Below are 23,410 nucleotides of genomic sequence, written 5' to 3'. Positions count from 1 at the left end.
GCCGGGGCGGGCGTCGTTTCGACAGATGCAGAGGTTACGCGTTCGCGCCTTCACGCGACTCGGTGGCCTCGGCCAGCGTCGGGTAGTCGGTGTAACCGTGCGGGCCGGGCGAGTAGAACGTCGACGGGTCGGGCTCGTTGAGCTCGGCATCCTGGGCCCAGCGCTCGGCCAGGTCGGGGTTGGCGATCGCGAGGCGACCCACGGCCACGGCATCGGCGTGGTCGCCGCCGACGAGCTCGAGGGCCTCGTCACGCGTCGTCACGACGCCGAATCCGGTGTTGGCGATCCAGTTGCCGCCGAAGCGGTGGCGCAGGTCTTGCACGAGCGAGCCAGTGGGTTCGGCGTGCAGCACGCTCACGTAGGCCAGGCCGAGGGGCGCGATGCCGTCGACGAGGGCCTCATAGGTGGCGCGCACGTCGGCGTCGTCCTTCTCCCAGACATCCTGGATGTTGTGGGCCGGCGAGATGCGGATGCCCGTGCGACCGGCACCGATGGCCTCGGCGATGGCCGTGGTGACCTCGACGCCGTAGCGGGCGCGGTTCTCGGGCGATCCGCCGTACTGGTCCTCGCGCACGTTGGCGACGGGAGACAGGAATTCGTGCAGCAGGTAGCCGTTGGCGCTGTGCACCTCGACGCCGTCGAAACCGGCGCGGATGGCGTTGCGGGCGCCGGCGACGAGAGCCTGCTTGGTGGTCTCGAGCTCGTCGAGCGTGAGCGCGTGCGGCACGGGGAAGGCCTGCTTGCCCGTTGGCGTGTAGAGCTCGCCCTCGATGGCGACGGCGCTGGGGGCGACGATGCGGTCGGTGCCCGTGATGTCGGTGTGGGTGACGCGCCCGCCGTGCATGAGCTGCAGCACGATGGTTCCGCCGGCGGCGTGCACCGAATCGGTGACGACCTTCCAGCCGGCGACCTGCTCGTCGGTCTCGATGCCGGGCTGGCCCGAGTAGGCCTTCGACTCCTGCACGGGGAAGACACCCTCGGTGACGATCATGCCGAGGCCGGCGCGCTGCGTGTAGTGCTCGACGACGATGTCGCCGGGAACGCCGTCTGCGCTCGAGCGCATGCGGGTCAGCGGGGCCATGGTGATGCGGTTGGCAAGGTGGAGGTCGCCGAAGGTGGCGGGCGAGAACAGGTCCATTGATGAAGCCTTTCGAGAGATCGGTACCAACGCTGAAACGCTCGCGCGGCATCCCTATTCCATGTCGGTGGGGTCTGTCAGAGTATTCACATGGCCCAGGATGATTCGGACGCGTTCGGTCGCCTGCCCGTGCGGCAGGTGCGCGAGCTGTCGGTCAAACCGATGGCGCGCACTCGCTGGCCGGCCACCCTGGCGCCCGTGCGGCAGCTGCTCGACGACGGCCTCGAGCTCGGCGCGATCACGGTGCTCGTCGGCGACAACGGCGCCGGCAAGTCCACGATGGTCGAGGCCATCGCCGCGGTCTACGGCCTGAACCCCGAGGGCGGGTCGACGAGTTCGAGATATCAGTCGCGCGTCGACGAATCCGGGCTTGCCGAGCATCTGCAACTCGTGCGCAACGGCGGCGCATCCAAGCGCGGCTTCTTCCTGCGCGCCGAGACCATGCACGGCTTCTTCACCTACCTCGAGTCGATCGGCGATTCCGGGGTGTTCCACGAGCGCAGCCACGGCGAGTCGTTCCTCGACATCGTGGTCGAGCGTTCGCGCATCAGCGGCCTGTGGATCCTCGACGAGCCCGAATCGGCGCTCTCCCTCCCCGGATGCCTGGCGCTCATCGGTCTGCTGCGCGATCTCGTCGCCCGGGGCTCGCAGATCATCCTGTCGACGCACTCACCCGTGCTGGCGGCCATCCCCGGTGCCGAGCTGTACGAGATCGGCGAGTGGGGCATCCGCGCCTGCGACTACGACGACCTCGACCTGGTGCGCAACTGGCGGGCGTTCCTCGACGCACCCGAGCGCTATCTACGGCACCTCGACGACTGACGCCGGCCCGGCGAAGGTCTGCAAACCCGTGACGCGCAGCAGCTCGAGCGTTTCTGCATCCCGGCTGCCGGGAACGGTCGTGTAGACGACGATGCGCAGGTCGCCGCCCGGCACCGCGAGCACATCGCAGTCGATCTCGATGGGGCCGACGGGTGTGCTCACGACCTTGCGGCTCGACCGGTGTTCCGCGATGCGCGCCGAACCCCAGCGCCGCTCGAACTCGGGCGAGGTAGACCGCAGGCGCGCCACGAGCGCAGCGAGCGAGGGGTCGCGCGGGTAGCGACCGACCGCGGCACGCAGGTCGGCCACGAGGTCGCTGGCGAATTCTTCCTCATGGGTGTCGTCGAACTCGACACCGTCGTGCCCGTGCGTGAAGTGCCGCCACACGAGGTTGCGTTCGAGGGCCGACTCGGCCGAGGGGTCGCCGTTGACGGCCGCCCAGAGCGGATTCCACATGATGATGTCGTGCGCCGCGCTGAAGACCGCGAGCGGCACATCGCCCAGCCGGTCGACCAGGCGTTGCACCCCGGGCGTGACGTGGCGGGGCACGAGGTCGCGCGAGGGCGGCGCGGCCCCCGCGACACGGTAGAGGTGGTCGCGCTCATCGACGCTCAGGCGCAGGGCCAGGGCTAGAGCGCCCAAGAGCTGGGGTGACGGATGCTGCGCCCGCCCCTGCTCGAGCCGCACGATGTAGTCGACGCTGACCCCGGCGAGCGCCGCCAGCTCTTCGCGTCGCAGACCGGCCGCGCGTCGCCCCGAACCGGCCGGCAGCCCGACATCCGCGGGGCTGAGCCGTTCACGCCAGGACCTCAGCACACTCGCGAACTCGCTCATGACCCCATCATGCCCCGGTCGCGTGGCCGGTCGGTGGTATCAGCAGTCCTACCGTCGACCAAGGCCTGTGCGCCGGGCCGATCGGGGCGCAGGCTGTGAACATGACAACGACACTCATCACCGGGGCCAACAAGAGCCTCGGCCTCGAAACCGCCCGCCGCCTGATCGACGCGGGCCACACGGTCTATGCCGGCATGCGCGACCCCGCCAACGGTGACGCCGCCCGGGCCCTCGGCGCCCACATCGTGCAACTCGACGTCACCGACCAGGCCAGCGTGGATGCCGCGATCGCCGCCCTGCCGAACCTCGACGTGCTCGTGAACAACGCGGGCATCCTGGGCACATCGTTCGGGGTCGACGACCTCGACGCCGACGCCATGCGCACCGTGCTCGAGACCAACGTCGTCGGAATCGTGCGGGTGACGCAGGCCGCGCTTCCGCTTCTGCGTGCGTCCGAGCATCCGGTCATCGTGAATGTCGCCTCGGGCGTGGGCTGGCCGCGATTCCTGTCCACCGAGACGGCCGACGAGTACCCGGTGAAGGCCGTGCCCTATGCCTCCTCGAAGGCCGCGGTCATCGCGCTGACGGTGCAGTACGCGAAGAATCTTCCCGACTTCCGCGTCAACGTCAGCGACCCCGGTTACACCGCCACGGACTTCAACGGCCACGGCGGCCATCAGACCGTCACCGAGGGAACCGATGCGACGGTCGCCCTGGCCCTCATCGGCGCCGACGGCCCGACGGGCGAGTTCCACAGCCGCCACGGCCGCATCGACTACTAGCCAATCAGAAGGTCTCAGCGCGGCGGTTCACCAGCCCCTTGACGCTGGCGAACTGCCGCGCACACTTGAAGGATGGCTCACAAACAACGCGCGGCGGCCTCCCCCGTGCCCGAAAGCAAGGTCTGCGCCTCCTGCGGCCGCGAGATGCAGTGGCGATCGAAGTGGGCCGACAATTGGGATGCCGTGCGCTATTGCTCGGACGCCTGCCGACGCCGCGGCGTCACCGACGTCGACCGCCGTCTCGAAGAAACCATCATCGAACTCCTCGACAAACGCGCCGCCACCTCCACCATCTGCCCGTCGGATGCGGCGCGGGCCGTCGGCACGAAGGACGACTGGCGCGACCTCATGGAGCCCGCCCGCCGCGCCGCCCGCCGCCTGGTCGAAGCGGGCGTCGTCGACATCACGCAGGGCGGCTCGGTCGTCGACCCCTCCACGGCTCGCGGCCCCATCCGCATCCGCCGCCACCGCGCCTGACCGGGGCTGGCTGAATAATTCGGCATACTCAAGCTCGCATTGGACCCGAGTAGTGTCGGGCCGACGGAACCCGTCGATGGCAGATGGAGGATCACGTGACACCCGCTGAAGAGATCGACGCGCTGATTGCGAAGCATCCCGATTGGCGCGGCGAGGTCTTGGCGCAGGCTCGGCAGGCGATCCTCGAGGTCGACTCCGCCATCGTCGAAGAGTGGAAGTGGATGGGCGCCCCGGTGTGGGAGGTCGACGGCATCCTCGTGGTCGGCAACATCTTCAAGACCAAGGTGAAGCTCGGCTTCATGTACGGCGCCTCGTTGGACGACCCCGACGGCCTGTTCAACGGCGAGCTGGGCGGCAATCAGCGCCGCTCCTACGAGCTCTCGGCCGGCGACACGCTCGACGTGCCCGGATTGCAGGGTCTCGTTCGCCGCGCCATCGAGTTCAACCGCGCGAAACGCGCCGCCAAGCCCGTCCGCGCTGCGAAGGCATCGCAGTAACGATCGACCTGGACTCGCGGCATCCCCGCGGACATTTCTCCCGACCCCACACCCGCGCCCCGCACTAGGCTGAGCGCACGCGCCAGGCGACCGACACCGGGGGTTTCACACGTGTATCTGTTCATCGTCATTCCCCTCGCGATCGTCTACGCCCTCGCCGTAGGTTTCATGACGCGCCGCCTGCTCGGCGCCCCGGTCGGATGGCCGCGCACCTTCGTCGTGGGACTCGTCGTCTTCGCCGCGAGCGTGCCGTTCACGCAGTACACGGCCGGCCAGGCCGGCCTGCTCGACGGTGCCGGCGGCCTCGATGTGCACCCCGTCGTCGCGCTCGCGTTCATCCTGCTGGCCTTCGGGTGGACCTTCGCGTTCGGCGTCGCGTTCCTCGTCGGCAGCGAAGCCATTTGGCCCACCGCGTCGGTGCCGAACCCCATCTACGCGTTCCAGGAGGCCGTTCACCGCCGCCGCCGCACGCAGCGCTACCTGCAGATCCTCGCGATCGCCTCGCGCCACGGCGTCGGGCACGCCATTCACGGTCACCCGCGCCGGCGCACCTCGGCGGATGCGACGGCCGGCGCGTCCGTGGCGACGAACCCCAGCAGCACGCCGTCGCCCTCCGGCGCCTCCCGCTCCCCCGACGCCATCGTCTCGTTCCTCAACGACGCCGGAGTCACCTTCGTGAAACTCGGCCAGGTCATGTCCACGCGCCGCGACCTGCTGCCCCCGCGCTTCATCGAGGCGTTGTCGTCGCTGCAGACGAGCGCCACGACGCTGCCGTGGTCGGATATCGAGCGCGTCGTCGAACGCGAGCTCGGCCGACCCCTCGGCGAGGTCTTCGCGTGGGTGGACCATGAACCTCTCGCCGCGGCATCCGTTGCCCAAGTGCACCGCGCCACACTGCTCGACGGCACCGATGTGGTGCTCAAGGTGCAGAGGCCGGATGCCGAGCGCCAGGTGCGCGCCGATGTCGACATCATTCTGCGCATCGCCGACCGCATCGAGGCGAAAACATCCTGGGGTGCCGAATTCGGGGCCGTGTCGCTCGCCAACGGTTTCGCCAAGACCCTCGAAGAGGAGCTCGACTACCGCATCGAGTTTGGCAACACCGAGATGATCCGCAGCGCCGTCGAGCACACGGCATCCCACGTCTTGTCGGTGCCGCGTGTGTTCGCCGAGGCGAGCAGCCGCCGCGTGCTGACGCAGGAGCGGGTCGACGGCATCCCCCTCGGCAAGGCGCAGGAACACCTGGCGAGCATGCCGATGGCAGACCGCCAGGCGCTGGCCGAGGCGTTGCTGGACGCCGTGCTGCAGCAGGTCATCGTCGAGGGCGTGTTCCACGCGGATCTGCACCCCGGCAACCTCATCCTGCGCGAGGACGGCACGCTCGGCATGATCGACTTCGGTGCCATCGGCGTGCTCGAGCGCAGCATGCGCGAGGCCCTGGCCACGCTGCTCCTCGCCGCGGCGAGCGAGGACGACGTCGCGACGACTGATGCCCTCCTGCTCGTCGTCACGGTTCCCGACGGCACCGACACGCAGGCCATGCAGCGCGAGATCGGAAAGGTGCTCACGTTGATGCGCCACCGCCGCAAGGGCGACGGCTCGATCTTCAGCGTGCTGCTCGACGTCATCCGCGCCTACCACCTGGGGCTGCCGGCATCCCTCAGCTCGGCTTTTCGCACCATCGTCACGCTCGACGGATGCCTCACCCTGCTCGACCCCGATTTCGATCTCGTCGATCACGCCCTCAAACGCGTGCCCCACTTCATGCGACATTTGCTCAGCCCCGAGCGACTGTTCGCGTCGGCTCAGGCGCAGGCCGCGACATCCCTGGCCACCCTGCGCAAGCTGCCGCGGCGCATCGAATCGGTGTCGTCGCGCATCGAGAACGGCACCTTCAGCGTGCGCGTGCGTTCGTTCGCCACGGGCGACGACCGCTGGTGGGTGTCCACGCTCGTCTCCGAGACGGTCGGCGTGCTCATCGCCATCACGGCCGTCGTGGTCGGCATCGTTCTCGTCGTGACCGATTCGGGGCCCTACATCGTGCCCGATGTGCGACTTTTCGCGTTCCTGGGGTCGACGATCGGGCTCGTCGGGTTCATCCTGATACTGCGGTCGTTGCGGCGGGTGTTCCTGACGAAGCCCCGCTAGCGACCCACGCCGATGGAATTCTGACCCCGAAGGGACGTTGTACCGAAGATGACAGTAATCATCGCAGGAGGACACGGAAAGATCGCCCAGCTCTTGGAGCGTCGACTGGCGGATGCCGGCCAGGAGGTCGTCGGAATCATCCGCAACCCCGACCACGCCGCCGACCTCGAGAAGGCCGGAGCGAAAGCCCTGGTGCTCGACCTCGAGTCGGTCGACGCCGACACGCTCGCCCAGCACCTGCAGGGCGCCGACGCCGTGGTGTTCGCGGCCGGTGGCGGAGCGAAGAGCGGTGCCGAGCGCAAGATGACGGTCGACCGCGACGGCGCGATCCTGTTGGCGGATGCCGCAGAGAAGGCCGGCGTCGACCGCTACGTGATCATCTCGGCCATGTCGGTCGATGGTTTCGACGTCGAGAAGTCCACGCTGCCCGTCGACGACAACGACGATGCCGCCGTGTGGGAGGTGTACCGCCGCGCCAAGAGCGAGGCCGACGCCGACATCCGCTCGCGCGACTTCGACTGGACCATCGTGCGCCCCGGCGCCCTGACCGACGACGCCGGAACGGGACAGATCACGACCGGCTCCACCGTCGACCGCGGCGAGATCCCGCGCGCCGATGTCGCCGAGATCGTCGCGACCGCCATTCTCGAGGGAACGGCCGTGCGCACGCAGTTCGAGGTCGTCTCGGGCGAGACGCCCATCTCCGACGCCCTGGCCGAGATCAAGTACTAAGCACGCATCGAGCTGGCCGGGCGGCTCACCATCGCCCGCCCGCCGACGAAAAAGGGACCGATCAAACGATCGGTCCCTTTTTTTGCGTTCAGATATGCCGGCGTTCAGGCCTGCGGCGGCTCCGGCATGATCTGCATACCGTTGGTGCTCGACGCCGAGATGAGCATCGATTCGGCCCACGCGCGGTTCAAAACGGGCTCGCGGCCGCCGAAGAAGAGGAAGTGCAGGGGGATGCCGGGGTGCAGCCAGATGGTGCTGCGGCCGCTGCCCTGATCGTGGCCGTGATCCCACGACAGCGTGAAGGTCTCGCCGCGACGCAGCTTGGTGACGATTGCCACCTTGAGGTGGGCCAGCAGGCGGTCCTCGAATTCGATTTCGGTGCTTCCGTCACCGTAGATCAATTTTCCCATCGTGCCGCGCCAGTCTCCTCATCAAACGATCGAACCAGGCTCCGGGGGTGGGCATGGGGGATCGAATTCCGATCTTATGGAGCCCGCTCCACTTCCAGAAATCTCGTCGCAAGGGGGCGAAATTTGAGGCACATTTGCTCTATAATCTCGGTTTGCAAGGCGCGCGAAACCTTCCGCTCAGACAGACGGCGGAATTCTCGGTGACCAGTGCGTTTTCGCGATTAACGTGGGTCGAGAGCCGGGCTGTTTTGGTAGTGCTCGAACATCACGCTCGTGCGCGTCGAGGCGACGGCCGGGTGGGCCGAGAGATGCGTGACGACGAAGTCACGCAGGTGGTCCGAATCGCGCGTGGCCAGGTGCACGATGAAATCTTCCGAGCCGCCCAGGAAGAACAGTTGCACGACGTCCGGCAGTGAACGCATCTCTTCGGTGAAGGTGCGGATCTGCTGGCGCGCACCGGCCCGGATGTTGACGCTGATGAGCGCCTGCAAGCCGAGACCGACCGCCGCGGGGTCGATGTCCGCTCGGAAGCCCCGGATCGCGCCCCGGTCGACCAGCGATCGAACCCGAGCCACACAGGTCGAGGGCGCGATGCCGACGCGTTCGGCCAGCTGATTGTTCGGCATACGCGCGTCACCGGCCAGCTGGGCCAGGATTGCGCGGTCGATATCGTCCAGGTCGCGCCCCTGATCTCGCCCGCGCTCCGGGCCCCGTTCCCGCACATTCTTCGGCGACACCGTCATCGAAACCCCTTCTCGCCGCACAAAGATGCGAATTGGATGCATCCCACCGCTGATTCTGCACAGTTTACGTCCGTGTAACGCAGAATCCGGAGCATAGATCTGTCGCGAACGACCGGCAACGACGCCGGCGCTGAGACGGCCTCTCGATTGGAGAAACGCATGCGCGTCGGCATCCCCACCGAAATCAAGAACAACGAGAACCGGGTGGCCATCACGCCCGCCGGGGTGCACGAGCTCGTGCGACTGGGTCACGACGTCATCGTGCAACGGGGCGCGGGTCTCGGCTCGTCCATCTCCGACGACGACTACACGGCGGCGGGAGCGACACTCGCCGAGACGGCCGACGAGGTCTGGGCCGCAGGCGATCTCATCCTCAAGGTCAAAGAGCCCATCGCCGAGGAGTACCCGCGCATGCGCTCCGGGCAGACGCTCTTCACCTACCTGCACCTCGCGGCCTCGAAGCCGTGCGCCGACGCCGTGCTCGCCTCGGGCACAACGGCCATCGCCTACGAGACCGTGCAGCTGCCGAACCGGTCGCTGCCGCTGTTGCAGCCCATGAGCGAGGTGGCGGGCCGACTCTCGACCCAGGTCGGCGCCTACCATCTGATGCGCGCGGCGGGCGGGCGCGGCATCCTGCTGGGCGGCGTGCCCGGAACTCAGAAGGCCAAGGTCGTCGTCATCGGCGGCGGCGTGGCGGGCGAACATGCGGCGGCGAATGCGCTCGGCATGGGCGCCGACGTCACCATCATCGACCTGTCCATCCCGCGGTTGCGCGACCTCGAGGTGCGGTTCGGCGGGCAGATCCAGACGCGCGTGTCGTCGACCTACGAGATCGCCGCACAGCTGCGCGAGGCCGACCTGGTCATCGGTTCGGTTCTCATCCCGGGCGCCCAGGCCCCGAAGCTCGTCACCGACGAGATGGTCTCGACCATGAAGCACGGTTCGGTGCTCGTCGATATCGCCATCGATCAGGGCGGATGCTTCGAGGGTTCACGCCCGACCACCCACGACAATCCCACCTTCGCCGTGCACGACAGCGTCTACTACTGCGTGGCCAACATGCCGGGTGCGGTGCCCGAAACATCCACTCGTGCGCTCACCAACGCCACGCTGCCCTACGCCATCGCACTCGCCGAGAAGGGCTGGAAGAAGGCGGTTTCGGATGACGCGGCCCTCGCGCTCGGCCTCAACGCGCACGCCGGTTCGCTCACCAACGCCCCGGTCGCGCGCGCCCTGGGCCTCCCGTCCATCTCCCTCGACGAGGCCCTCGCGCTGAGCTAGCGGACCGCACCGGGCTAGAGTCGCCCTTATGCCAGCGCCGTCGCCGTACGAAGCCACGATCCCCGAGGTTTTGGCGCTCCTGCATCCCCGTCTGCGCCTCTACTTCTCGTCCATCCCGCGTGGGTCGGTCGGCCGGGGCGACGGGGTCTTCCACACGGTCGGCACGCCGCGCCGGTGGATGTGGCCCGTGCTCGCGGTCTTGGCCCGGCGCGGCATCCTCTTTCCCGTGTGGCAGCGCGACGTGCCCTTCACGGTCGAGAACAGGCCCATCGCGGATGCGGGTGGGCACCCCGGGGTCGCGGCCACGCGCACGTTTCGGCTGGCCGGGCGCTCGGGATCGGCCCGCCGCGACCGCGACATGGTGGATGTCATCGCCGAGGAGAACGGCTCGCTGGTCGACCGCCTGGGTGTCGGAGCGCCGCTCTGGGCCCGGTTCGACGCCCGCGCCGACGACGGTGCACTAGCGCTTCGATCGAATGCCGTCGCCCTGCGCCTCGGCTCGCGACATCTCCGCATCCCTCGTGTCGTCGCTCCCCGCGTGACCCTTCGCGAGGCCTTCGACGAATCGAACGATCGGCAGCGCGTCGACGTCACCCTCTCACTCCCGCTCGTCGGGCTTGTCTACGAGTACCGGGGCACATTCCGCTACGAGATCCGCCGGACTGGCCGGGTTCTGAGGGTTCACACACCGCCACTGCCTAGAATCGGCGTATGTCTGGCGCACTGTGGTGGCTTCCCTCGCTCATCGTTTTCGGGGGCGCCGCCATCGCGGCCGTTCTGCTCGTGCGCGGTTTGCGCGCCCGAGGCCGCCGCGTCCTCCAGGCCGAGGGCCGCACTCCAGAGGCCCTCGACCAGCGCGCGGGCCTGGCGCTCGTGCAGGCCGACGACGTCGTGCGGCAGGCCGAGGACGAGGTCGGTTTCGCCGAGGCGCAGTTCGGCAAGTCCGATGCTGCCCAGGTGGCGCGCGCGGTGAGTTCGGCACGGCAGGCTCTGCGCGAAGCGTTCCTCCTTCGGCAGAAGCTCGACGATCATATTCCCGATACGGAATCCGACCGCACGCGCTGGAATACACGCATCATCGAGCTGTGCGCCACGGCCACGCGACTCGTCGAAACCGAGAACTCCTCGCTGAGCGAGCGACGCTCCGTGGAACGCGACGCCCCCGAACGACTCGCTCAGCTGACCGCCGGTCTCGCCGAAACCGAAGCTGCCCTCCCCGCCGCGCAGGCCACGCTCGACGCCCTCGCCCGACGATTCTCGCCCGCCGCGATCGGTGCCGCCGCCGACGCACCGCGCGCCGCCGCGGCCCTGCTCGCCGAAGCGCGACGATCGGCAGATGCCGCGACCGACGCCGTTTCACGTGGAACGCTCGCGGCGCCCCACCTCGACGCCGTCGCGCGCCACCTCGGAACGGCCCGCACCACGCTGGCGCAGGTCATGCACATCGCCGATACGCTGAACGGCGCCGCGACCGAACTCGAGAGTTCGCTCGCCGATACGCGCGCGGGCATCGCCGAGGCCCGCGCCGCGCGCGACTCCAACCCGTTGCCCGACGCGGCCGATCTGATCGGGGATGCGATCGCCGTCGCCCAGCGCGCGGCCGATGACGCCGAGACCCACGTTCGCGCCCTCGCTGCGAGCCTCCCCGCGTCGGGCGCCGGTAGCAACGACACAACGCCGATCGAGGCCGACGGAGACGCGGCGACCGATGCCGAGCGCGAACTCGTTCCCGTCGGCGCGCTCAATCCGCTGCCGGCCATTGGGCGACTGCGCGACGCATCCCTGCAGCTCGACCAGGCGTTGGCCGAGGCCCGCAGCAACGTCGAGCGCATCAAGAACGCACAGGCCGCCCTGCGCGGCGCGGTCTTCTCGGCCAACAGCTACATCGAGGTGGCCGCCGACTTCATCACGTCGAACCGGTCGCGCGTGGGCCCCGAAGCGCGCACGCGCCTCGCCGAGGCGGAACGCCAGATCGTGCTCGCCGGCGCCTCCGCCGACCCGGTCGAAGCGCTCGATATCGCTCGCCGTGCCGCGCGCCTCGCGCAGGACGCCGACGCGCTCGCCCGTTACGACGCGGGGCCGCGCCAGGCTCCGATCCGCGGCTGACGGGCGCGGCCCCCGCCGCTGAACGACTCGGCCACCACGGGGGCCTTCGCGACTGGGTCGCCGAGCGTTCCCCCTTCCGTCCTTCGACGAGGAATCCTTCGACAAATAAGTGTTGCGCGGCCCCGGCCGCACGCACCAGAATCAGCCGCAGGGCACGCGTTGCGCGTTCGCACGGGCGGCGGCCGAGCCATCCGCCGCGCCACCGCGCACCGAACGAAGGGCGAGACCATGGCCGTCATCTCACGCGGGTTCGGCGCACGCCGCCGCGAATCGACACCCGATCTGCCGCCCGGGCAGTTTCTCACCACCGACTTCCCGGTGCTCTCGGCCGGTCCCACACCCGAGGTCGACACCGCGGAGTGGGAGTTCCTCATCCGCACCGAGACGGGCGACGAGAAGAAGTGGTCGTGGGATGAGCTGCAGGCGCTGCCGCAGGAGACCATCGACACCGACATCCACTGCGTGACGCGCTGGTCGAAGCTCGGCACCACCTGGCGCGGCGTCTCGCTCGACACGCTCTTCGCCGAGGTCGAGACCAGTTACGACTTCACGATGGTGCACTCCTACGGCGGCTACACGACCAACCTGCCGCTCGAAGACCTGCTCGACGGCAAAGCCTGGATCGCCACCGAGTTCGACGGTGAGCCGCTCGACCCCGAGCACGGCGGCCCCGCGCGGCTCCTCGTGCCGCACCTGTACTTCTGGAAGAGCGCCAAGTGGGTTCGCGGAATCGTCATGCACGGCGACGACGACCCCGGCTTCTGGGAGCAGAACGGCTATCACACCTATGGCGACCCGTGGCAGGAGCAACGGTATTGGTGACCAGGGCCGAGTGGTTCGTGGGCACGGTGACCGAGGCGACGATGTTGACGCGTACGGGCCGACGCCTGCTCGTCGACGTTCCCGGCTGGCCCGGCAACCGCCCCGGCCAGCACCTCGACCTGCGGCTCACTGCTGAAGACGGCTACCAGGCGGTTCGCTCCTACTCGATCGCATCGTTCGGCCCCGGCCAGGCTGTCGAGCTGGCCGTCGACGAGCTGCCAGACGGCGAGGTGTCGCCCTACCTCGTCGAAGACGTCCTCGTGGGCGATCAGCTCGAGGTGCGCGGGCCGCTCGGCGGCTACTTCGTCTGGGATGTCGAGCAACCCGAACCCGTGCAACTCATCGCGGGCGGCAGCGGCAGCGTTCCGCTCGTCGCCATGGCCCGCGCCCACCACGCTGCGGCGAGCGTCACCCCGTTCCGCCTGCTCTACTCGGTGCGCACCCCGGCCGACGCCTACTTCGCCGACGAGCTGCTGTCCCTGGTCGACCCGTCGTTCGCCCTCGACTGGGTGTACTCGCGCGAAACCCCGAATGGATGGCCTCGCCCCGCCGGCCGTGTCACGCGCGAGTTGCTCGCCGAGACGACGCTTCCGGCATCCGATGCCCCCACCGTCTACGTGTGTGGCCCCACGGGTTTCGTCGAGGCCACTGCGAAGGCGCTCGTCGCCCTCGGCCACGACCCGCAACGCATTCGCACCGAACGCTTCGGAGGTTCGTGATGTCGTCTCACCCGTTCCCGCACCTGGCGGATGGTGTCACCTCGACCGTGGAAAATGTCGACGGTAACGCCCTGGCCGGGCCCCTCTCGGCCCTGTTCGCCGCCGACCTCACGACGGCGCTCGTCACGTGTCGCCACTGCGGCGACGAGGCCCCACTCGCCACGGCCGTCGTCGAGCGGGACGACACGGCCGACATCGTCATCTGCCGCGGCTGCACGCACACGCTCTTCACGCTGCACCGCTCCCCCGCCGGCCTGCGCCTCGACATCGCGGGCCTCGCGGCCCTCGCCTCCGGCCGCTACTGGTAGGTGACTAGGTCGGGCAGCGGCGCGACATCCCGCATCGTCTGGTCGGGCGTGAGCATGGGCTTGTCTTCGTCGTAGAAGTTCTTCCAGCCCCACGCCATGCCCTCGGGGGCGCCCTGGTGCAGCGCCCGCCACGTGGCCTGTTTGTCGGGCTGGCCACCCTGGCCATCGGCGTGGATGAGCATCGCCAGTTCGGGGTGCGACATGTCGAGCGTCTGCCGGTCTTGGATCATGGCGAGACGGAACTGGTGCAGCACGAACATCTTGGGCGGCAGGCCCTTCTCGTTCGTCAGCTGGGCGAGCCACGCCGACACTTCGTTGACCTCGGCGGCCGACACCGACCCGATCTGGCGCAGCGGCACCTGGTCGGGTTTCAACCGCCACTCGGGGTCGAGCGCCAGGCCCACGTTGGGCAGTTCGAGCAGCGACTGGTAGCGCTTGGCCTGGCTGAGGAAGTCGCTGCGGCCGGGCTGCAGGTCGAGCACGACGTATTGCCCGGCATCCGCGGCGGCCTGAATCCAGGGGCGGATGGTTTCGGGGTCGATCTCGTTGGAGTAGTCGCCGTCGGGGCCGGCGGCCCCCGCCGCAACGGTCGCGATGATCTCCATCAGGGGCACGACCGTTTTGTCGCTCAGGCTCTCGTAGGGCGCGGCGACGTCTTTCGCGCGCTGCACGGTGGCCGCGGCATCTTGCTCGCCGAGCACGCCGAGCGCACCCGTGCCGATGGCGCCGTAGAGGGCCACGAACTGGTGGCCGGGAAAGAGGATCTGGCCGCCGCCCGGCAGCTGGTAGCCGGTGCGAGCCGAACGCACCTTCCAGTCGAGCGCCTGCTGATCGGCGAAGGGGGCGCCCAGGGCGAGCACGGCGTCGTCGGGCGCGGCGGCGAGCGCCGTGATGGCGTCGGCGGATGCTTGTGGGTTGGCGTTCGCGGCGGGCACAGCGTGCACGGGCACACCGGCCGCGCGCGCGGTCGCCGCGGCGGCGAGCGCGCTGGGGTCGTCTGTCACGAGGGCGAGGGTCTTGCCGGCGGGTTCTCCGCGTTCGAGTCGGGGCGCGTCGCCGTCGGAGTCGGCGGACCCGGCGATGATGCGGCGTTCGCCCGCCTGCTCCGAGCCCGAGTCGTCTCCGTCGCCCGGAACATCGAGCTGGCGCGCATCCACCGCACCGTAGGTCACCACCGTGTGCGCCTTGAGGCGGTCGAGCTCGTCATCGACAGCGTTGGCCGGCTCGTCGTCGGAGCCATCTTCGGGCGACGCAGAGGAGGTCGACCCCGAGTCGCGAGTCGCCGCGCCCAGCAACAACGGCACACCCAGCTTCTCGGCTTCGGCGGCCCCGGCCCCTTGCGCGTCGGCATCGTCGTTCGCGGCCACGACGACCACGGATGCTTCGCCGAACAGCTGCCGGCTGGCCACGAGCGCGTTCGCCGCGGCATCCCCGTCGGCGACCGTGAGCGGATCGGTGGGTGCCGTGAGCACGGTGCGCGCGGCGGACGGCGTCTTCGGCCCCGTCGGGCTGGATGCCGTGCAGCCGGTCAGGGCCACGAGCCCTGCCAGGGCGGTCGCGGCGAGCGCGGTCGTCGTTCGGTTTCGGGCCATGGTGCACCTCCCAGGTCGCGTCAGCCATGCTACCGGCGGCCCCCGACGGGGTGGCAAACCCGGCCCCCGATCGCGGCGCGTCCACTAGCACGTCATCCGCATTCTTGACACCCCGCGCGCGAAGAGAAGCCCCGGCGTAGCGTCGATATCGATCTCGTAAACCGCACAACGCATAGGAGTATCACCATGACCCAAACGATCGAAACCGTCGACGTCAACGTTCCTCTCTCCGTCGCCTACAACCAGTGGACGCAGTTCGAGGAATTCCCGCACTTCCTCGAGGAGGTGGAGTCGATCACCCAGGTCACCGACACGCTGACGGTCTGGAAGGTCAAGGTCGGAACGGTCGAGCGCGAGTTCGAGGCGAACATCACCGAGCAGCACCCCGACGAGCGTGTCGCCTGGAACAGCACGGGCGGCGAGGTCGACCACGCCGGTGTCGTCACGTTCCACAAGCTGTCCGACACCGAGACGCGTGTCACCGTGCAGATCGACTGGGAGCCCAAGGGCCTGCTCGAGAAGCTCGGTTCGACGCTCGGCGTCGACAACCACGCCATCAAGAAGGACCTGAAGAACTTCAAGGAGTACATCGAGTCGAAGGGCACCCCCGACGGCGCCTGGCGCGGTGACGTCGAGGCCTAAACCTCGCACAGCACGACCACGGCGGCGGCGTCTCGTTTCGAACGGGATGCCGCCGTTCCGCGTGTCCCGGGAAAAACCCTCACGACGTGAGCCCCGCGGGTCTAGTGTGAACCCACCACAGCACCATCGGCGTTATCTGCCGCCCCGAGCGGCCCAGAGACAAGGATGCCCGCACGATGACCGACGCACCGTCCACCCGAACCCCCGGCCGTCCCGCGGTCCCTCCCCAGAACGGCGCGGGCAAGGGCCTCGCGGCTGGCACGCTCGGCACGGCCGGTTCGGTCGTCATCGGGCTCGCTTCCACGGCCCCCGTCTATTCGCTCGCCGCGACGCTCGGCTTCGTGGTGCTGGCGGTGGGCGCCCAGGCGCCGATCGCGTTCATCCTGGCCTTCATCCCGATGCTTTTCGTGGCGTTCGCCTATCGCGAGCTCAACCGCGAGATCCCCGACTGCGGCACGTCGTTCACCTGGGCCACCAAGGCTTTCGGGCCGTGGGTGGGCTGGATGGCGGGGTGGGGTGTCGCTGTCGCCGGCATCGTGGTCCTCGCCAACCTCGCCCAGATCGCGGGCACCTATCTCTGGCTGCTGATCGGCGACGGCTCGCTGGCCGAGAACGGTTTCCTCGTCACGGCCACGGGCGTCTTCTTCATCGCGGCCATGACGTATGTCAGCTACCGCGGGCTCGAGATCGGCGAGAAGCTGCAGGTGGTGCTGCTCGTCATCCAATACGCGGCTCTCGCCCTGTTCGCGATCCTGGCCATCGCGAGCGTCGTCAACGGCACGGCGCCCGACCCGACCATGCCGACGCTCGACTGGTTCAACCCGTTCGCGTTCACCGATGCGACGGGTTTCACCGAGGCCATCCTGCTCGCGCTCTTTATCTACTGGGGGTGGGATGCCTGTCTCGCGCTGAATGAGGAGACGAAGGATCCTCGCCGCATCCCGGGCCGTTCGGCCATCATCTCGACCGTCATCCTGCTGGTCACCTACGTGGGCGTCGCGGTCGCGGCCATGATGTACGCGGGCGTCGGCGAGTCGGGGCTGGGTCTGGCGAACCCCGACGGCTCTGATGACATCTTCTTCGCGCTCAAGGATGCGCTCTTCGGGCCGTGGGCGTGGCTGCTCGTGGTGGCCGTGCTCGTGTCGGCCGTGTCGTCGACGCAGACCACCATCCTGCCGACGGCGCGCGGCACGCTGTCGATGGCGGTCTACAAGGCACTGCCCGCGCGTTTCAGCGTTGTGCACCCGCGTTTCAAGACGCCGTCGTTCTCGACCCTCGTCATGGGCGCGGCGTCGATCGCCTACTACGTGATCATGACGGCGGTGTCGAGCAACATCCTCGCCGACTCCATCCTGTCGCTGGGTCTTGCCATCGCGTTCTACTACGCCATCACGGGTTTCGCGTGCGTCTGGTACTTCCGCCGCAACCTGTTCGACTCGTCGCACAACTTCTTCTTCCGCTTCCTGTTCCCGCTGTTGGGTGCCGTGCTGCTCACGGCCGCGTTCGTGAAGTCGGCCATCGACATGGTGAGCGTCGACTACGGCTACAGCACGCTGCTCGGCATCGGCGGAACCTTCGTCGTCGGCATCGGCTCGCTCGCGCTGGGCTTGGTGCTCGCGATCATCTGGTGGGCGTTCCCGGGCTCGAAGCGTTTCTACCGCGGCGAGAGCCTCAACCGCGAGACGCCCGTGCTGGTGCCGGACTCCCCCGATCTGAGCGTCACGACGCCCGACACCGACCACACCGCCCCGACCGCCCGCCCCGAAGGGAAGTAGTCCATGACCGAGCAACGCCTGCGCATTCTCATCGTCGGAGCGGGAGGCGTGGGCTCGGCGGCCGTGCGCATCGCCGTGCGTCGCCCATTCTTCGAGCTGCTCGTGGTGGCCGACTACGACCCGGCCCGCCCGCAGCTGCTGGTCGATGCGCTCGGCGACGACCGGTTGCGTGCCGCACAGGTGGATGCGTCATCCGCGGATGCCGTCGCCGCGCTCATCCGCGAACACGGCATCACGCATGTGCTCAACGCCGTCGACCCGCGTTTCGTGATGCCCATCTTCGAGGGGGCCTTCCAGGGCGGCGCCACCTACCTCGACATGGCCATGAGCCTGTCGGCGCGGCATCCCGAGCACCCCTTTACCCAGACCGGTGTCATGTTGGGCGACGAGCAATTCGCGGCGGCCTCGACCTGGTCGGATGCGGGGCGCCTGGCGCTCGTGGGCATGGGGGTCGAGCCCGGCCTCTCCGATGTCTTCGCGCGCTATGCCGAAGACGAGCTCTTCTCCGAGATCGAGGAGTTGGGCGTTCGTGACGGCGCCAACCTGACGGTCGAGGGCTATGACTTCGCGCCCTCGTTCTCGATCTGGACGACGATCGAAGAATGCCTCAACCCGCCCGTCGTGTTCGAGCGCGACCGCGGCTGGTACACGACCGAGCCGTTTTCCGAGCCGGAGGTGTTCGAGTTTCCCGAGGGCATCGGCCCGGTCGAATGCGTGAACGTGGAGCACGAGGAGGTCATCCTCATGCCGCGCTGGACGAACGCCCGCAAGGTGACCTTCAAATACGGTCTGGGCGACGAGTTCATCGACGTGCTGAAGACCCTCAACAAGCTGGGTCTCGACAAGACCGAGCCGCTCACGGTGAAGGGTGTGCAGGTGTCACCCCGGGATGTCGTGGCGGCGGCGCTGCCCGACCCCGCAACCCTCGGCGACAAGATGCGCGGGAAGACGTGCGCGGGGCTCTACGTCACGGGGCGCGGCACGGATGGCACCCCTCGGGCCGTCTACCTCTATCACGTGGTCGACAACGAGTGGTCGATGCGCGAATACGGTTCGCAGGCCGTGGTGTGGCAGACCGCCGTGAACCCGGTGGTGGCACTCGAGCTGCTGGCGCGGGGCGTCTGGTCGGGCGCGGGTGTGCTGGGCCCCGAGGCGTTCGACGCGCGGCCGTTCCTCGAGTTGCTGGCCCAGCCGGCACCGGCGGGCTACGGCTCACCGTGGGGCATGGAGGAGCGGGACGCGCCGGAGTCGTAAGCACGCCGAGCGGCGGGGGTTCGGTGCGTCGATGGGGGCGTGAGTGCGACGCGCCGACGTTCTCGGCACATTTCTTCCTTTGCGGACCTTGATATTCTAGAGTGACGCATATGAGCTACCCTGATGCGCCCCAACCCGCGACCCCTCGGCCCCACACGTCGGCCAAACTCCTCGCCGAAGCCGCCGGCACGTTCCTGCTCGTCTTCGCGCTGACCGGCACGGCCACCTTCTCGGCCTTCTTCGGCGTCGAGCCCTCCAACCCCCTCGGCGTCGGCTTTCTGGGCGTCGCCCTCGCCCTCGGCCTGGCGGTCATGATCGGCGCTTACGCGTTCGGCCCGATCTCGGGCGGGCACTTCAACCCCGCCGTCACGCTCGGTCTCGCGGCCGCCGGGCGATTCGCGTGGCGCGAGGTTCCCGCCTACATCGCGGCGCAGGTGGTCGGTGCCATCGCGGGCGCGGCCGCCGTGCTCGCCATCGCCTCGGGCGGGCCGCTCGGCTACCTCGAACGCACGCTCGTCGACGGTTTCGCGTCGAACGGCTACGGCGAGCTGTCCCCCAACCTGTTCTCGCTGTTCTCGGTCGTCATCGTCGAGGTCGTCGCCACGGCGCTGTTCCTCTTCGTCATCCTGGGTGTCACGCACGCTCGTGCCGACGCCGGGTTCGCGCCCATCGCCATCGGGCTCACGCTGACCGTGTTGCTGCTGGTCGCCATCCCCATCGACAACGCCTCACTCAACCCGGCCCGTTCGCTCGCCACGGCCGTCTTCGCCGGCACGCCGTGGCTCGTGCAGGTGTGGGTGTTCCTCGTGTTCCCGAGTCTCGGCGCGCTCATCGCGGGTTTCGTGTACTCCACCCTGTTCGACCGCGAGACACCCGCATCGAACGCCACCGCCCCCGCGGATCGTGCCGCTCCGGCGGCCTGGCAGCCCCCGGCACCCACGCCCGCACCCGCACCCGCAGCCGCAGCACAGGCTCCCGCCGCAGCGCCTGCGCCGGCCGCCACTCCCCCGGCCGCGACTCCCCCGGCCGCGGCTCCCCCGGCCACCGCGCCCGCGCCGACCCCCACCATCCACCCGGGCACGGCTTACGGCTCGACACCCCCGTCGGCCACGAAGCGATAACCCATGCCGGCCTCGGTGAGCAGATGCCGGGGCCGGGAGGGTTCGGCCTCCAACTTCTTGCGCAACTGCCCCATGTAGAGGCGCATGTAACCCGTGTCCTCGGTGTGGTGCGGCCCCCAGACCTCGGTCAGGAACGCGTCGCGCGTCACGAGTTTGCCCGGGTTGCGCAGCAGTAACTCCAGGATCTTCCACTCGGTGGGTGTCAGCCGCACGGGCGCCGAGGTGCCGTCGGCTCCGCGCCGCACGATGTGTTTGGCCGCGAGGTCGACGCGCACGTCTCCGAACTCGATGACGGGTTCGTCGGCCGCGGTGGGCTTGCGCCTCGTCAGGGCCCGGATGCGCGCCAGCAGCTCGTCGATCGAGAACGGTTTGGTCACATAGTCGTCGGCTCCGGCATCCAGAGCATCGACCTTGTCTGCGGCGCCCGTGCGACCCGACACGACCAGAATGGGCACCTCACTCCATCCGCGCACACCCTCGATCACGTCGATGCCGTCGAAATGCGGCATGCCGAGGTCGAGCATGATGAGGTCTGGATGCTGCTCGATGGCGGCATTGAGGGCTTCGCGCCCGTCGGCGGCGGTCACGATCTCATAGCCGCGCGCGCCCAACGTCACGCGCAGGGCCCGCAGAATTTGCGGGTCGTCGTCGGCGATCAGAATCTTCACGGGGTCTCCTCGATGGGTGCCGGCTGGGCGTCGCGGGCACCCGGCTCGCAGCCGAGTTCGGCCGCGGGCAGGGCCACGATCATGGTGAGCCCGCCGCCCGGGGTGTCTTCGGCCTCGAGGGTTCCGCCCATGCCCTCGACGAATCCCTTCGACAGGGCCAGGCCGAGCCCGAGACCCGTGCTGTTGTCGGTGTCGCCGAGTCGTTGGAACGGCACGAACACGTCGGCGCGCCGGTCGGCGGGAATGCCAGGACCCTGATCGCTCACGCGGATCTCGACCCGCCCCCCGAACGAGCTCCCCGCCACACGCACGCGGCTGCCCTCAGGCGAGTAGCGCACGGCGTTCGACAGCAGGTTCACGACCACGCGCTCGAGCAGCACCTGGTCGGCGAGCGCCGCGGGCAGCCCGCTCGGCAGGTCGAGTTCGACGTCGCCCGGCCCGAGGTCGAGCTCGTCGAGCGCGGGCAGCACGGCCTCGGCCACATCGGTCGGCTGCAGCGACACGGCCAGCACGCCGGCCTCGACCCGGCTCACATCGAGCAGGTTGGTGACGAGCACGGCCAACGATTCGAGGCTTTCGGATGCCGTGGCCAACAGTTCGTCGCGATCGGCCGCCGTCCAGGCCACCTCGGTCGACCGCAGACCGCTGACGGCGGCGGTCGCGGCGGTGAGCGGACGCCGCAGGTCGTGCCCGACGGCCGCGAGCAGCGCGCTGCGCATGCGATCGGCCTCGGCCAGCGAGCCCACCACGTCGGCCGTCTCGGCGAGTGCGTTGTGCTCGAGCGCCTGGTCGATCTGTGTCGTGATGACACTCAGCAGCCGCCGCTCCGAGGCCGCCAGGTCGGGGCCGTGCAATTCGAGGATGGCTCGGTCCCCCACGGGCATGGTGGTGACGCGATCGTCGGCGGCCGGTTCGCCGTCGGTGGTGAGAACCGCATGGCTCGATGCATCCAGCAACCGCACGCCCGTCAGCGAGAAGGCCTCGCGGGTGCGGGTCACGAGGGCCTGCAGGGCGTCCTGGCCGCGCAGAACGCTGCCGGCGACCGTTGCGAGCAGCTCGGATTCGGCGGCCGAGCGTCGCGCCGACCGACTGCGACGTGCGGCCTGATCGACCACAACGCTCACGAGCACGGCGATGACGATGTAGAGCAGCAGGGCGAGCAGGTGCAGCGGGTCGCCCACCGTCACGGTGTAGAGCGGTTGCACGAAGTAGTAGTCGAGGGTGAGACCCGAGAGCAGCGCGGCGAAGAGGGCCGGCCAGATGCCGCCGACCAGCGCGACGACGACGACCAGCAGCTGGTAGGACAGGACATCCGAGGTGATCGACTCGTCCGAGCGGAACTGCACGAGCAACCACGTGAGCAGCGGTCCACCCACGAGCGCGACGAGCGCACCCATGATGCGGCGTTTGGGGCTGAGCGATCCGCCGAGCCCCGGCAGCGTGAACCGCGAGCCGGCGGCGCCGTGCGTCACGATGTGCACGTCGATATCGCCCGATTCGCGGATGACGGTCTGGCCGATGCCCGGCCCCGTGACGGCCGCCGCCAGCCGCGACCGCCGGCTCACGCCGATGACGAGTTGCGTGGCATTGGACGCCTTCGCGAAGTCGACGAGGGCGCGCGGCACATCCTCGCCGATCACCTGGTGATAGGTGCCACCCAGCGTGTCGACGAGCGCACGCTGCGCCGCCAGTGCCCCGGGCTGTGCGTCGCGCAGGCCGTCCTGGCTGATGACGTGCACGGCCAGCAGTTCGCCACCCGACGACCGGGCGGCGATGCGCGCGCCGCGGCGCAGCAGCGTCTCGCCCTCTGGCCCACCCGTCAGCGCCACCACCACGCGCTCGCGCGCCTCCCACTTGTGGTCGATGCCGTGCTCCCGGCGATACCGCTTGAGCGCGCTGTCGACCTCGTCGGCCAGCCACAGCAGCGCCAGTTCGCGCAGGGCCGTCAGGTTGCCGAGACGGAAATAGTTCGAGAGCGCCGCGTCGATGCGTGCGGCAGGGTAGACGAGTCCGCCCGACAGGCGATCGCGCAGCGCCTCGGGCGCCAGGTCGATGACCTCGATCTGGTCGGCGCCGCGCAGCACGGCATCCGGAACCGTCTCGCGCTGCGGCACACCCGTGATCTGCTGCACCACGTCGTTGAGCGATTCGATGTGCTGGATGTTCACGGTCGAGACCACGTCGATGCCGGCGTCGAGCAACACCTCCACGTCGTGCCAGCGCTTCTCGCGGTCGTCGCCCGGCGCGTTGGTGTGCGCCAATTCGTCGACCAGTGCGACATCCGGATGCCGCGCCAGCACCGCCTGCGTGTCCATCTCGTCGAGCTCGACACCCCGATGCCCGACCTGTCGCCGCGGCACCACCTCGAGCCCGTCGACGAGTGCGGCGGTGGCCGTGCGGCCGTGGGTCTCGACGATCGCCACGACCACATCGACGCCCTGCTGCTGCAGCCGGTGCCCCTCTTCGAGCATCGCAAACGTCTTGCCCACGCCGGGAGCGGCGCCGAGCAGCACCCGCAGCCGCCCACGTTTCATGCGGT

At 69.1% G+C, this 23,410-nt stretch carries 22 protein-coding genes and 1 pseudogene; 16 read left to right on the top strand and 7 right to left on the bottom strand.

Going from position 1 to position 23,410, the window contains the following annotated elements; translation table 11 throughout:
• Positions 1–34 precede the first annotated feature (34 nt).
• On the bottom strand, positions 35–1,138 hold the full coding sequence (locus ACZ6IE_RS14590; RefSeq protein WP_464608543.1) for an alkene reductase: 1,104 nt from the start codon (positions 1,136–1,138) through the stop codon (positions 35–37).
• A gap of 90 nt (positions 1,139–1,228) precedes the next feature.
• Here ACZ6IE_RS14590 and ACZ6IE_RS14585 point away from each other — a divergent pair, with 90 nt between their 5' ends.
• Positions 1,229–1,960 (top strand): AAA family ATPase, encoded by a 732-nt coding sequence (locus ACZ6IE_RS14585; RefSeq protein WP_464608542.1) that lies wholly within the window; start codon positions 1,229–1,231, stop codon positions 1,958–1,960.
• Here ACZ6IE_RS14585 and ACZ6IE_RS14580 read toward each other — a convergent pair.
• A complete protein-coding gene (locus tag ACZ6IE_RS14580; protein WP_464608541.1) occupies positions 1,940–2,794 on the bottom strand; it encodes a helix-turn-helix transcriptional regulator in 855 nt (284 codons plus the stop codon). The two genes, ACZ6IE_RS14585 and ACZ6IE_RS14580, sit on opposite strands and share 21 nt — an antisense overlap.
• A gap of 101 nt (positions 2,795–2,895) precedes the next feature.
• On the opposite strand from ACZ6IE_RS14580, the gene ACZ6IE_RS14575 reads away from it, so the two are divergent.
• The 5 genes from ACZ6IE_RS14575 (at position 2,896) to ACZ6IE_RS14555 (ending at position 7,430) form a co-directional block, all read left to right on the top strand.
• Positions 2,896–3,576, top strand: coding sequence for an SDR family NAD(P)-dependent oxidoreductase (locus ACZ6IE_RS14575; RefSeq protein WP_464608540.1), 681 nt, complete (start codon positions 2,896–2,898; stop codon positions 3,574–3,576).
• A 72-nt stretch (positions 3,577–3,648) separates the two neighbouring features.
• Positions 3,649–4,053, top strand: a complete 405-nt coding sequence (locus ACZ6IE_RS14570; RefSeq protein WP_464608539.1) for a DUF3253 domain-containing protein — start codon at positions 3,649–3,651, stop codon at positions 4,051–4,053.
• 95 nt (positions 4,054–4,148) lie between these two features.
• Positions 4,149–4,550: a DUF1801 domain-containing protein gene (locus ACZ6IE_RS14565; protein ID WP_464608538.1), complete on the top strand. Its 402-nt coding sequence runs from the start codon at positions 4,149–4,151 to the stop codon at positions 4,548–4,550.
• A 111-nt stretch (positions 4,551–4,661) separates the two neighbouring features.
• The gene (locus ACZ6IE_RS14560; RefSeq protein ID WP_464608537.1) at positions 4,662–6,698 is read left to right on the top strand and encodes an ABC1 kinase family protein; all 2,037 of its coding nucleotides are present in this window, start codon (positions 4,662–4,664) and stop codon (positions 6,696–6,698) included.
• A gap of 48 nt (positions 6,699–6,746) precedes the next feature.
• Positions 6,747–7,430: an SDR family oxidoreductase gene (locus tag ACZ6IE_RS14555; RefSeq protein ID WP_464608536.1), complete on the top strand. Its 684-nt coding sequence runs from the start codon at positions 6,747–6,749 to the stop codon at positions 7,428–7,430.
• A gap of 104 nt (positions 7,431–7,534) precedes the next feature.
• On the opposite strand, the gene ACZ6IE_RS14550 is transcribed toward ACZ6IE_RS14555, so the two are convergent.
• Positions 7,535–7,840 carry a DUF7882 family protein gene (locus ACZ6IE_RS14550; RefSeq protein ID WP_464608535.1) on the bottom strand — a complete coding sequence of 102 codons (306 nt, stop codon included), beginning with the start codon at positions 7,838–7,840 and terminating at the stop codon, positions 7,535–7,537.
• A 221-nt stretch (positions 7,841–8,061) separates the two neighbouring features.
• Positions 8,062–8,583: an Lrp/AsnC family transcriptional regulator gene (locus tag ACZ6IE_RS14545; RefSeq protein ID WP_464608534.1), complete on the bottom strand. Its 522-nt coding sequence runs from the start codon at positions 8,581–8,583 to the stop codon at positions 8,062–8,064.
• 159 nt (positions 8,584–8,742) lie between these two features.
• On the opposite strand from ACZ6IE_RS14545, the gene ald reads away from it, so the two are divergent.
• The 6 genes and pseudogenes from ald to ACZ6IE_RS14515 all read left to right on the top strand — a co-directional run bounded on the left by ald (position 8,743) and on the right by ACZ6IE_RS14515 (position 13,819).
• Entirely contained in the window at positions 8,743–9,864 is a 1,122-nt protein-coding gene (ald, locus tag ACZ6IE_RS14540; RefSeq protein WP_464608533.1) for an alanine dehydrogenase, read from the top strand.
• Positions 9,865–9,892: 28 nt separating this feature from the next.
• Positions 9,893–10,447: pseudogene (locus ACZ6IE_RS14535) on the top strand (DUF4166 domain-containing protein); the annotation flags it as partial.
• Positions 10,448–10,575: 128 nt separating this feature from the next.
• Positions 10,576–11,970 (top strand): coiled-coil domain-containing protein, encoded by a 1,395-nt coding sequence (locus ACZ6IE_RS14530; RefSeq protein WP_464608532.1) that lies wholly within the window; start codon positions 10,576–10,578, stop codon positions 11,968–11,970.
• Positions 11,971–12,198: 228 nt separating this feature from the next.
• Positions 12,199–12,792: a sulfite oxidase-like oxidoreductase gene (locus ACZ6IE_RS14525; RefSeq protein WP_464608531.1), complete on the top strand. Its 594-nt coding sequence runs from the start codon at positions 12,199–12,201 to the stop codon at positions 12,790–12,792.
• Positions 12,789–13,511 carry an FAD-binding oxidoreductase gene (locus ACZ6IE_RS14520; protein ID WP_464608530.1) on the top strand — a complete coding sequence of 241 codons (723 nt, stop codon included), beginning with the start codon at positions 12,789–12,791 and terminating at the stop codon, positions 13,509–13,511. Before ACZ6IE_RS14525 ends, ACZ6IE_RS14520 begins: the two co-directional genes overlap by 4 nt.
• Complete coding sequence (locus ACZ6IE_RS14515) at positions 13,511–13,819, top strand: DUF6510 family protein (RefSeq protein WP_464608529.1); 309 nt, start codon at positions 13,511–13,513, stop codon at positions 13,817–13,819. The genes ACZ6IE_RS14520 and ACZ6IE_RS14515 overlap by 1 nt, the downstream gene beginning before the upstream one ends.
• Here ACZ6IE_RS14515 and ACZ6IE_RS14510 read toward each other — a convergent pair.
• The gene (locus ACZ6IE_RS14510; RefSeq protein ID WP_464608528.1) at positions 13,810–15,411 is read right to left on the bottom strand and encodes a hypothetical protein; all 1,602 of its coding nucleotides are present in this window, start codon (positions 15,409–15,411) and stop codon (positions 13,810–13,812) included. The two genes, ACZ6IE_RS14515 and ACZ6IE_RS14510, sit on opposite strands and share 10 nt — an antisense overlap.
• 186 nt (positions 15,412–15,597) lie before the next feature.
• Here ACZ6IE_RS14510 and ACZ6IE_RS14505 point away from each other — a divergent pair, with 186 nt between their 5' ends.
• The 4 genes from ACZ6IE_RS14505 (at position 15,598) to ACZ6IE_RS14490 (ending at position 20,203) form a co-directional block, all read left to right on the top strand.
• Positions 15,598–16,053: an SRPBCC family protein gene (locus ACZ6IE_RS14505; RefSeq protein WP_077054591.1), complete on the top strand. Its 456-nt coding sequence runs from the start codon at positions 15,598–15,600 to the stop codon at positions 16,051–16,053.
• Between the two features lie 176 nt (positions 16,054–16,229).
• Positions 16,230–17,828, top strand: a complete 1,599-nt coding sequence (locus ACZ6IE_RS14500; protein WP_464608527.1) for an APC family permease — start codon at positions 16,230–16,232, stop codon at positions 17,826–17,828.
• A gap of 18 nt (positions 17,829–17,846) precedes the next feature.
• Positions 17,847–19,082, top strand: a complete 1,236-nt coding sequence (locus ACZ6IE_RS14495; protein ID WP_464608652.1) for a saccharopine dehydrogenase family protein — start codon at positions 17,847–17,849, stop codon at positions 19,080–19,082.
• A 110-nt stretch (positions 19,083–19,192) separates the two neighbouring features.
• Positions 19,193–20,203: an aquaporin gene (locus tag ACZ6IE_RS14490; RefSeq protein ID WP_464608526.1), complete on the top strand. Its 1,011-nt coding sequence runs from the start codon at positions 19,193–19,195 to the stop codon at positions 20,201–20,203.
• On the opposite strand, the gene ACZ6IE_RS14485 is transcribed toward ACZ6IE_RS14490, so the two are convergent.
• Both ACZ6IE_RS14485 and ACZ6IE_RS14480 read right to left on the bottom strand, forming a co-directional pair.
• Entirely contained in the window at positions 20,167–20,871 is a 705-nt protein-coding gene (locus ACZ6IE_RS14485) for a response regulator (RefSeq protein WP_464608525.1), read from the bottom strand. The genes ACZ6IE_RS14490 and ACZ6IE_RS14485 overlap by 37 nt on opposite strands.
• The gene (locus tag ACZ6IE_RS14480) at positions 20,868–23,405 is read right to left on the bottom strand and encodes a DUF4118 domain-containing protein (RefSeq protein ID WP_464608524.1); all 2,538 of its coding nucleotides are present in this window, start codon (positions 23,403–23,405) and stop codon (positions 20,868–20,870) included. Before ACZ6IE_RS14480 ends, ACZ6IE_RS14485 begins: the two co-directional genes overlap by 4 nt.
• Positions 23,406–23,410 lie beyond the last annotated feature (5 nt).

It is taken from the genome of Okibacterium sp. AC114 (genome assembly GCF_979253355.1).
This window is presented reverse-complemented; position numbering and strand designations above follow the sequence as displayed.

What these genes read in the sequence shown, in the direction of transcription:
- ACZ6IE_RS14590 (WP_464608543.1), bottom strand. Translation starts at nt 1,138, where the DNA reads ATGGACCTGTTCTCGCCCGCCACCTTCGGCGACCTCCACCTTGCCAAC.
- ACZ6IE_RS14585 (WP_464608542.1), top strand. Translation starts at nt 1,229, where the DNA reads ATGGCCCAGGATGATTCGGACGCGTTCGGTCGCCTGCCCGTGCGGCAG.
- ACZ6IE_RS14580 (WP_464608541.1), bottom strand. Translation starts at nt 2,794, where the DNA reads ATGAGCGAGTTCGCGAGTGTGCTGAGGTCCTGGCGTGAACGGCTCAGC.
- ACZ6IE_RS14575 (WP_464608540.1), top strand. Translation starts at nt 2,896, where the DNA reads ATGACAACGACACTCATCACCGGGGCCAACAAGAGCCTCGGCCTCGAA.
- ACZ6IE_RS14570 (WP_464608539.1), top strand. Translation starts at nt 3,649, where the DNA reads ATGGCTCACAAACAACGCGCGGCGGCCTCCCCCGTGCCCGAAAGCAAG.
- ACZ6IE_RS14555 (WP_464608536.1), top strand. Translation starts at nt 6,747, where the DNA reads ATGACAGTAATCATCGCAGGAGGACACGGAAAGATCGCCCAGCTCTTG.
- ACZ6IE_RS14550 (WP_464608535.1), bottom strand. Translation starts at nt 7,840, where the DNA reads ATGGGAAAATTGATCTACGGTGACGGAAGCACCGAAATCGAATTCGAG.
- ACZ6IE_RS14545 (WP_464608534.1), bottom strand. Translation starts at nt 8,583, where the DNA reads ATGACGGTGTCGCCGAAGAATGTGCGGGAACGGGGCCCGGAGCGCGGG.
- ald (WP_464608533.1), top strand. Translation starts at nt 8,743, where the DNA reads ATGCGCGTCGGCATCCCCACCGAAATCAAGAACAACGAGAACCGGGTG.
- ACZ6IE_RS14530 (WP_464608532.1), top strand. Translation starts at nt 10,576, where the DNA reads ATGTCTGGCGCACTGTGGTGGCTTCCCTCGCTCATCGTTTTCGGGGGC.
- ACZ6IE_RS14525 (WP_464608531.1), top strand. Translation starts at nt 12,199, where the DNA reads ATGGCCGTCATCTCACGCGGGTTCGGCGCACGCCGCCGCGAATCGACA.
- ACZ6IE_RS14515 (WP_464608529.1), top strand. Translation starts at nt 13,511, where the DNA reads ATGTCGTCTCACCCGTTCCCGCACCTGGCGGATGGTGTCACCTCGACC.
- ACZ6IE_RS14510 (WP_464608528.1), bottom strand. Translation starts at nt 15,411, where the DNA reads ATGGCCCGAAACCGAACGACGACCGCGCTCGCCGCGACCGCCCTGGCA.
- ACZ6IE_RS14505 (WP_077054591.1), top strand. Translation starts at nt 15,598, where the DNA reads ATGACCCAAACGATCGAAACCGTCGACGTCAACGTTCCTCTCTCCGTC.
- ACZ6IE_RS14500 (WP_464608527.1), top strand. Translation starts at nt 16,230, where the DNA reads ATGACCGACGCACCGTCCACCCGAACCCCCGGCCGTCCCGCGGTCCCT.
- ACZ6IE_RS14490 (WP_464608526.1), top strand. Translation starts at nt 19,193, where the DNA reads ATGAGCTACCCTGATGCGCCCCAACCCGCGACCCCTCGGCCCCACACG.
- ACZ6IE_RS14480 (WP_464608524.1), bottom strand. Translation starts at nt 23,405, where the DNA reads ATGAAACGTGGGCGGCTGCGGGTGCTGCTCGGCGCCGCTCCCGGCGTG.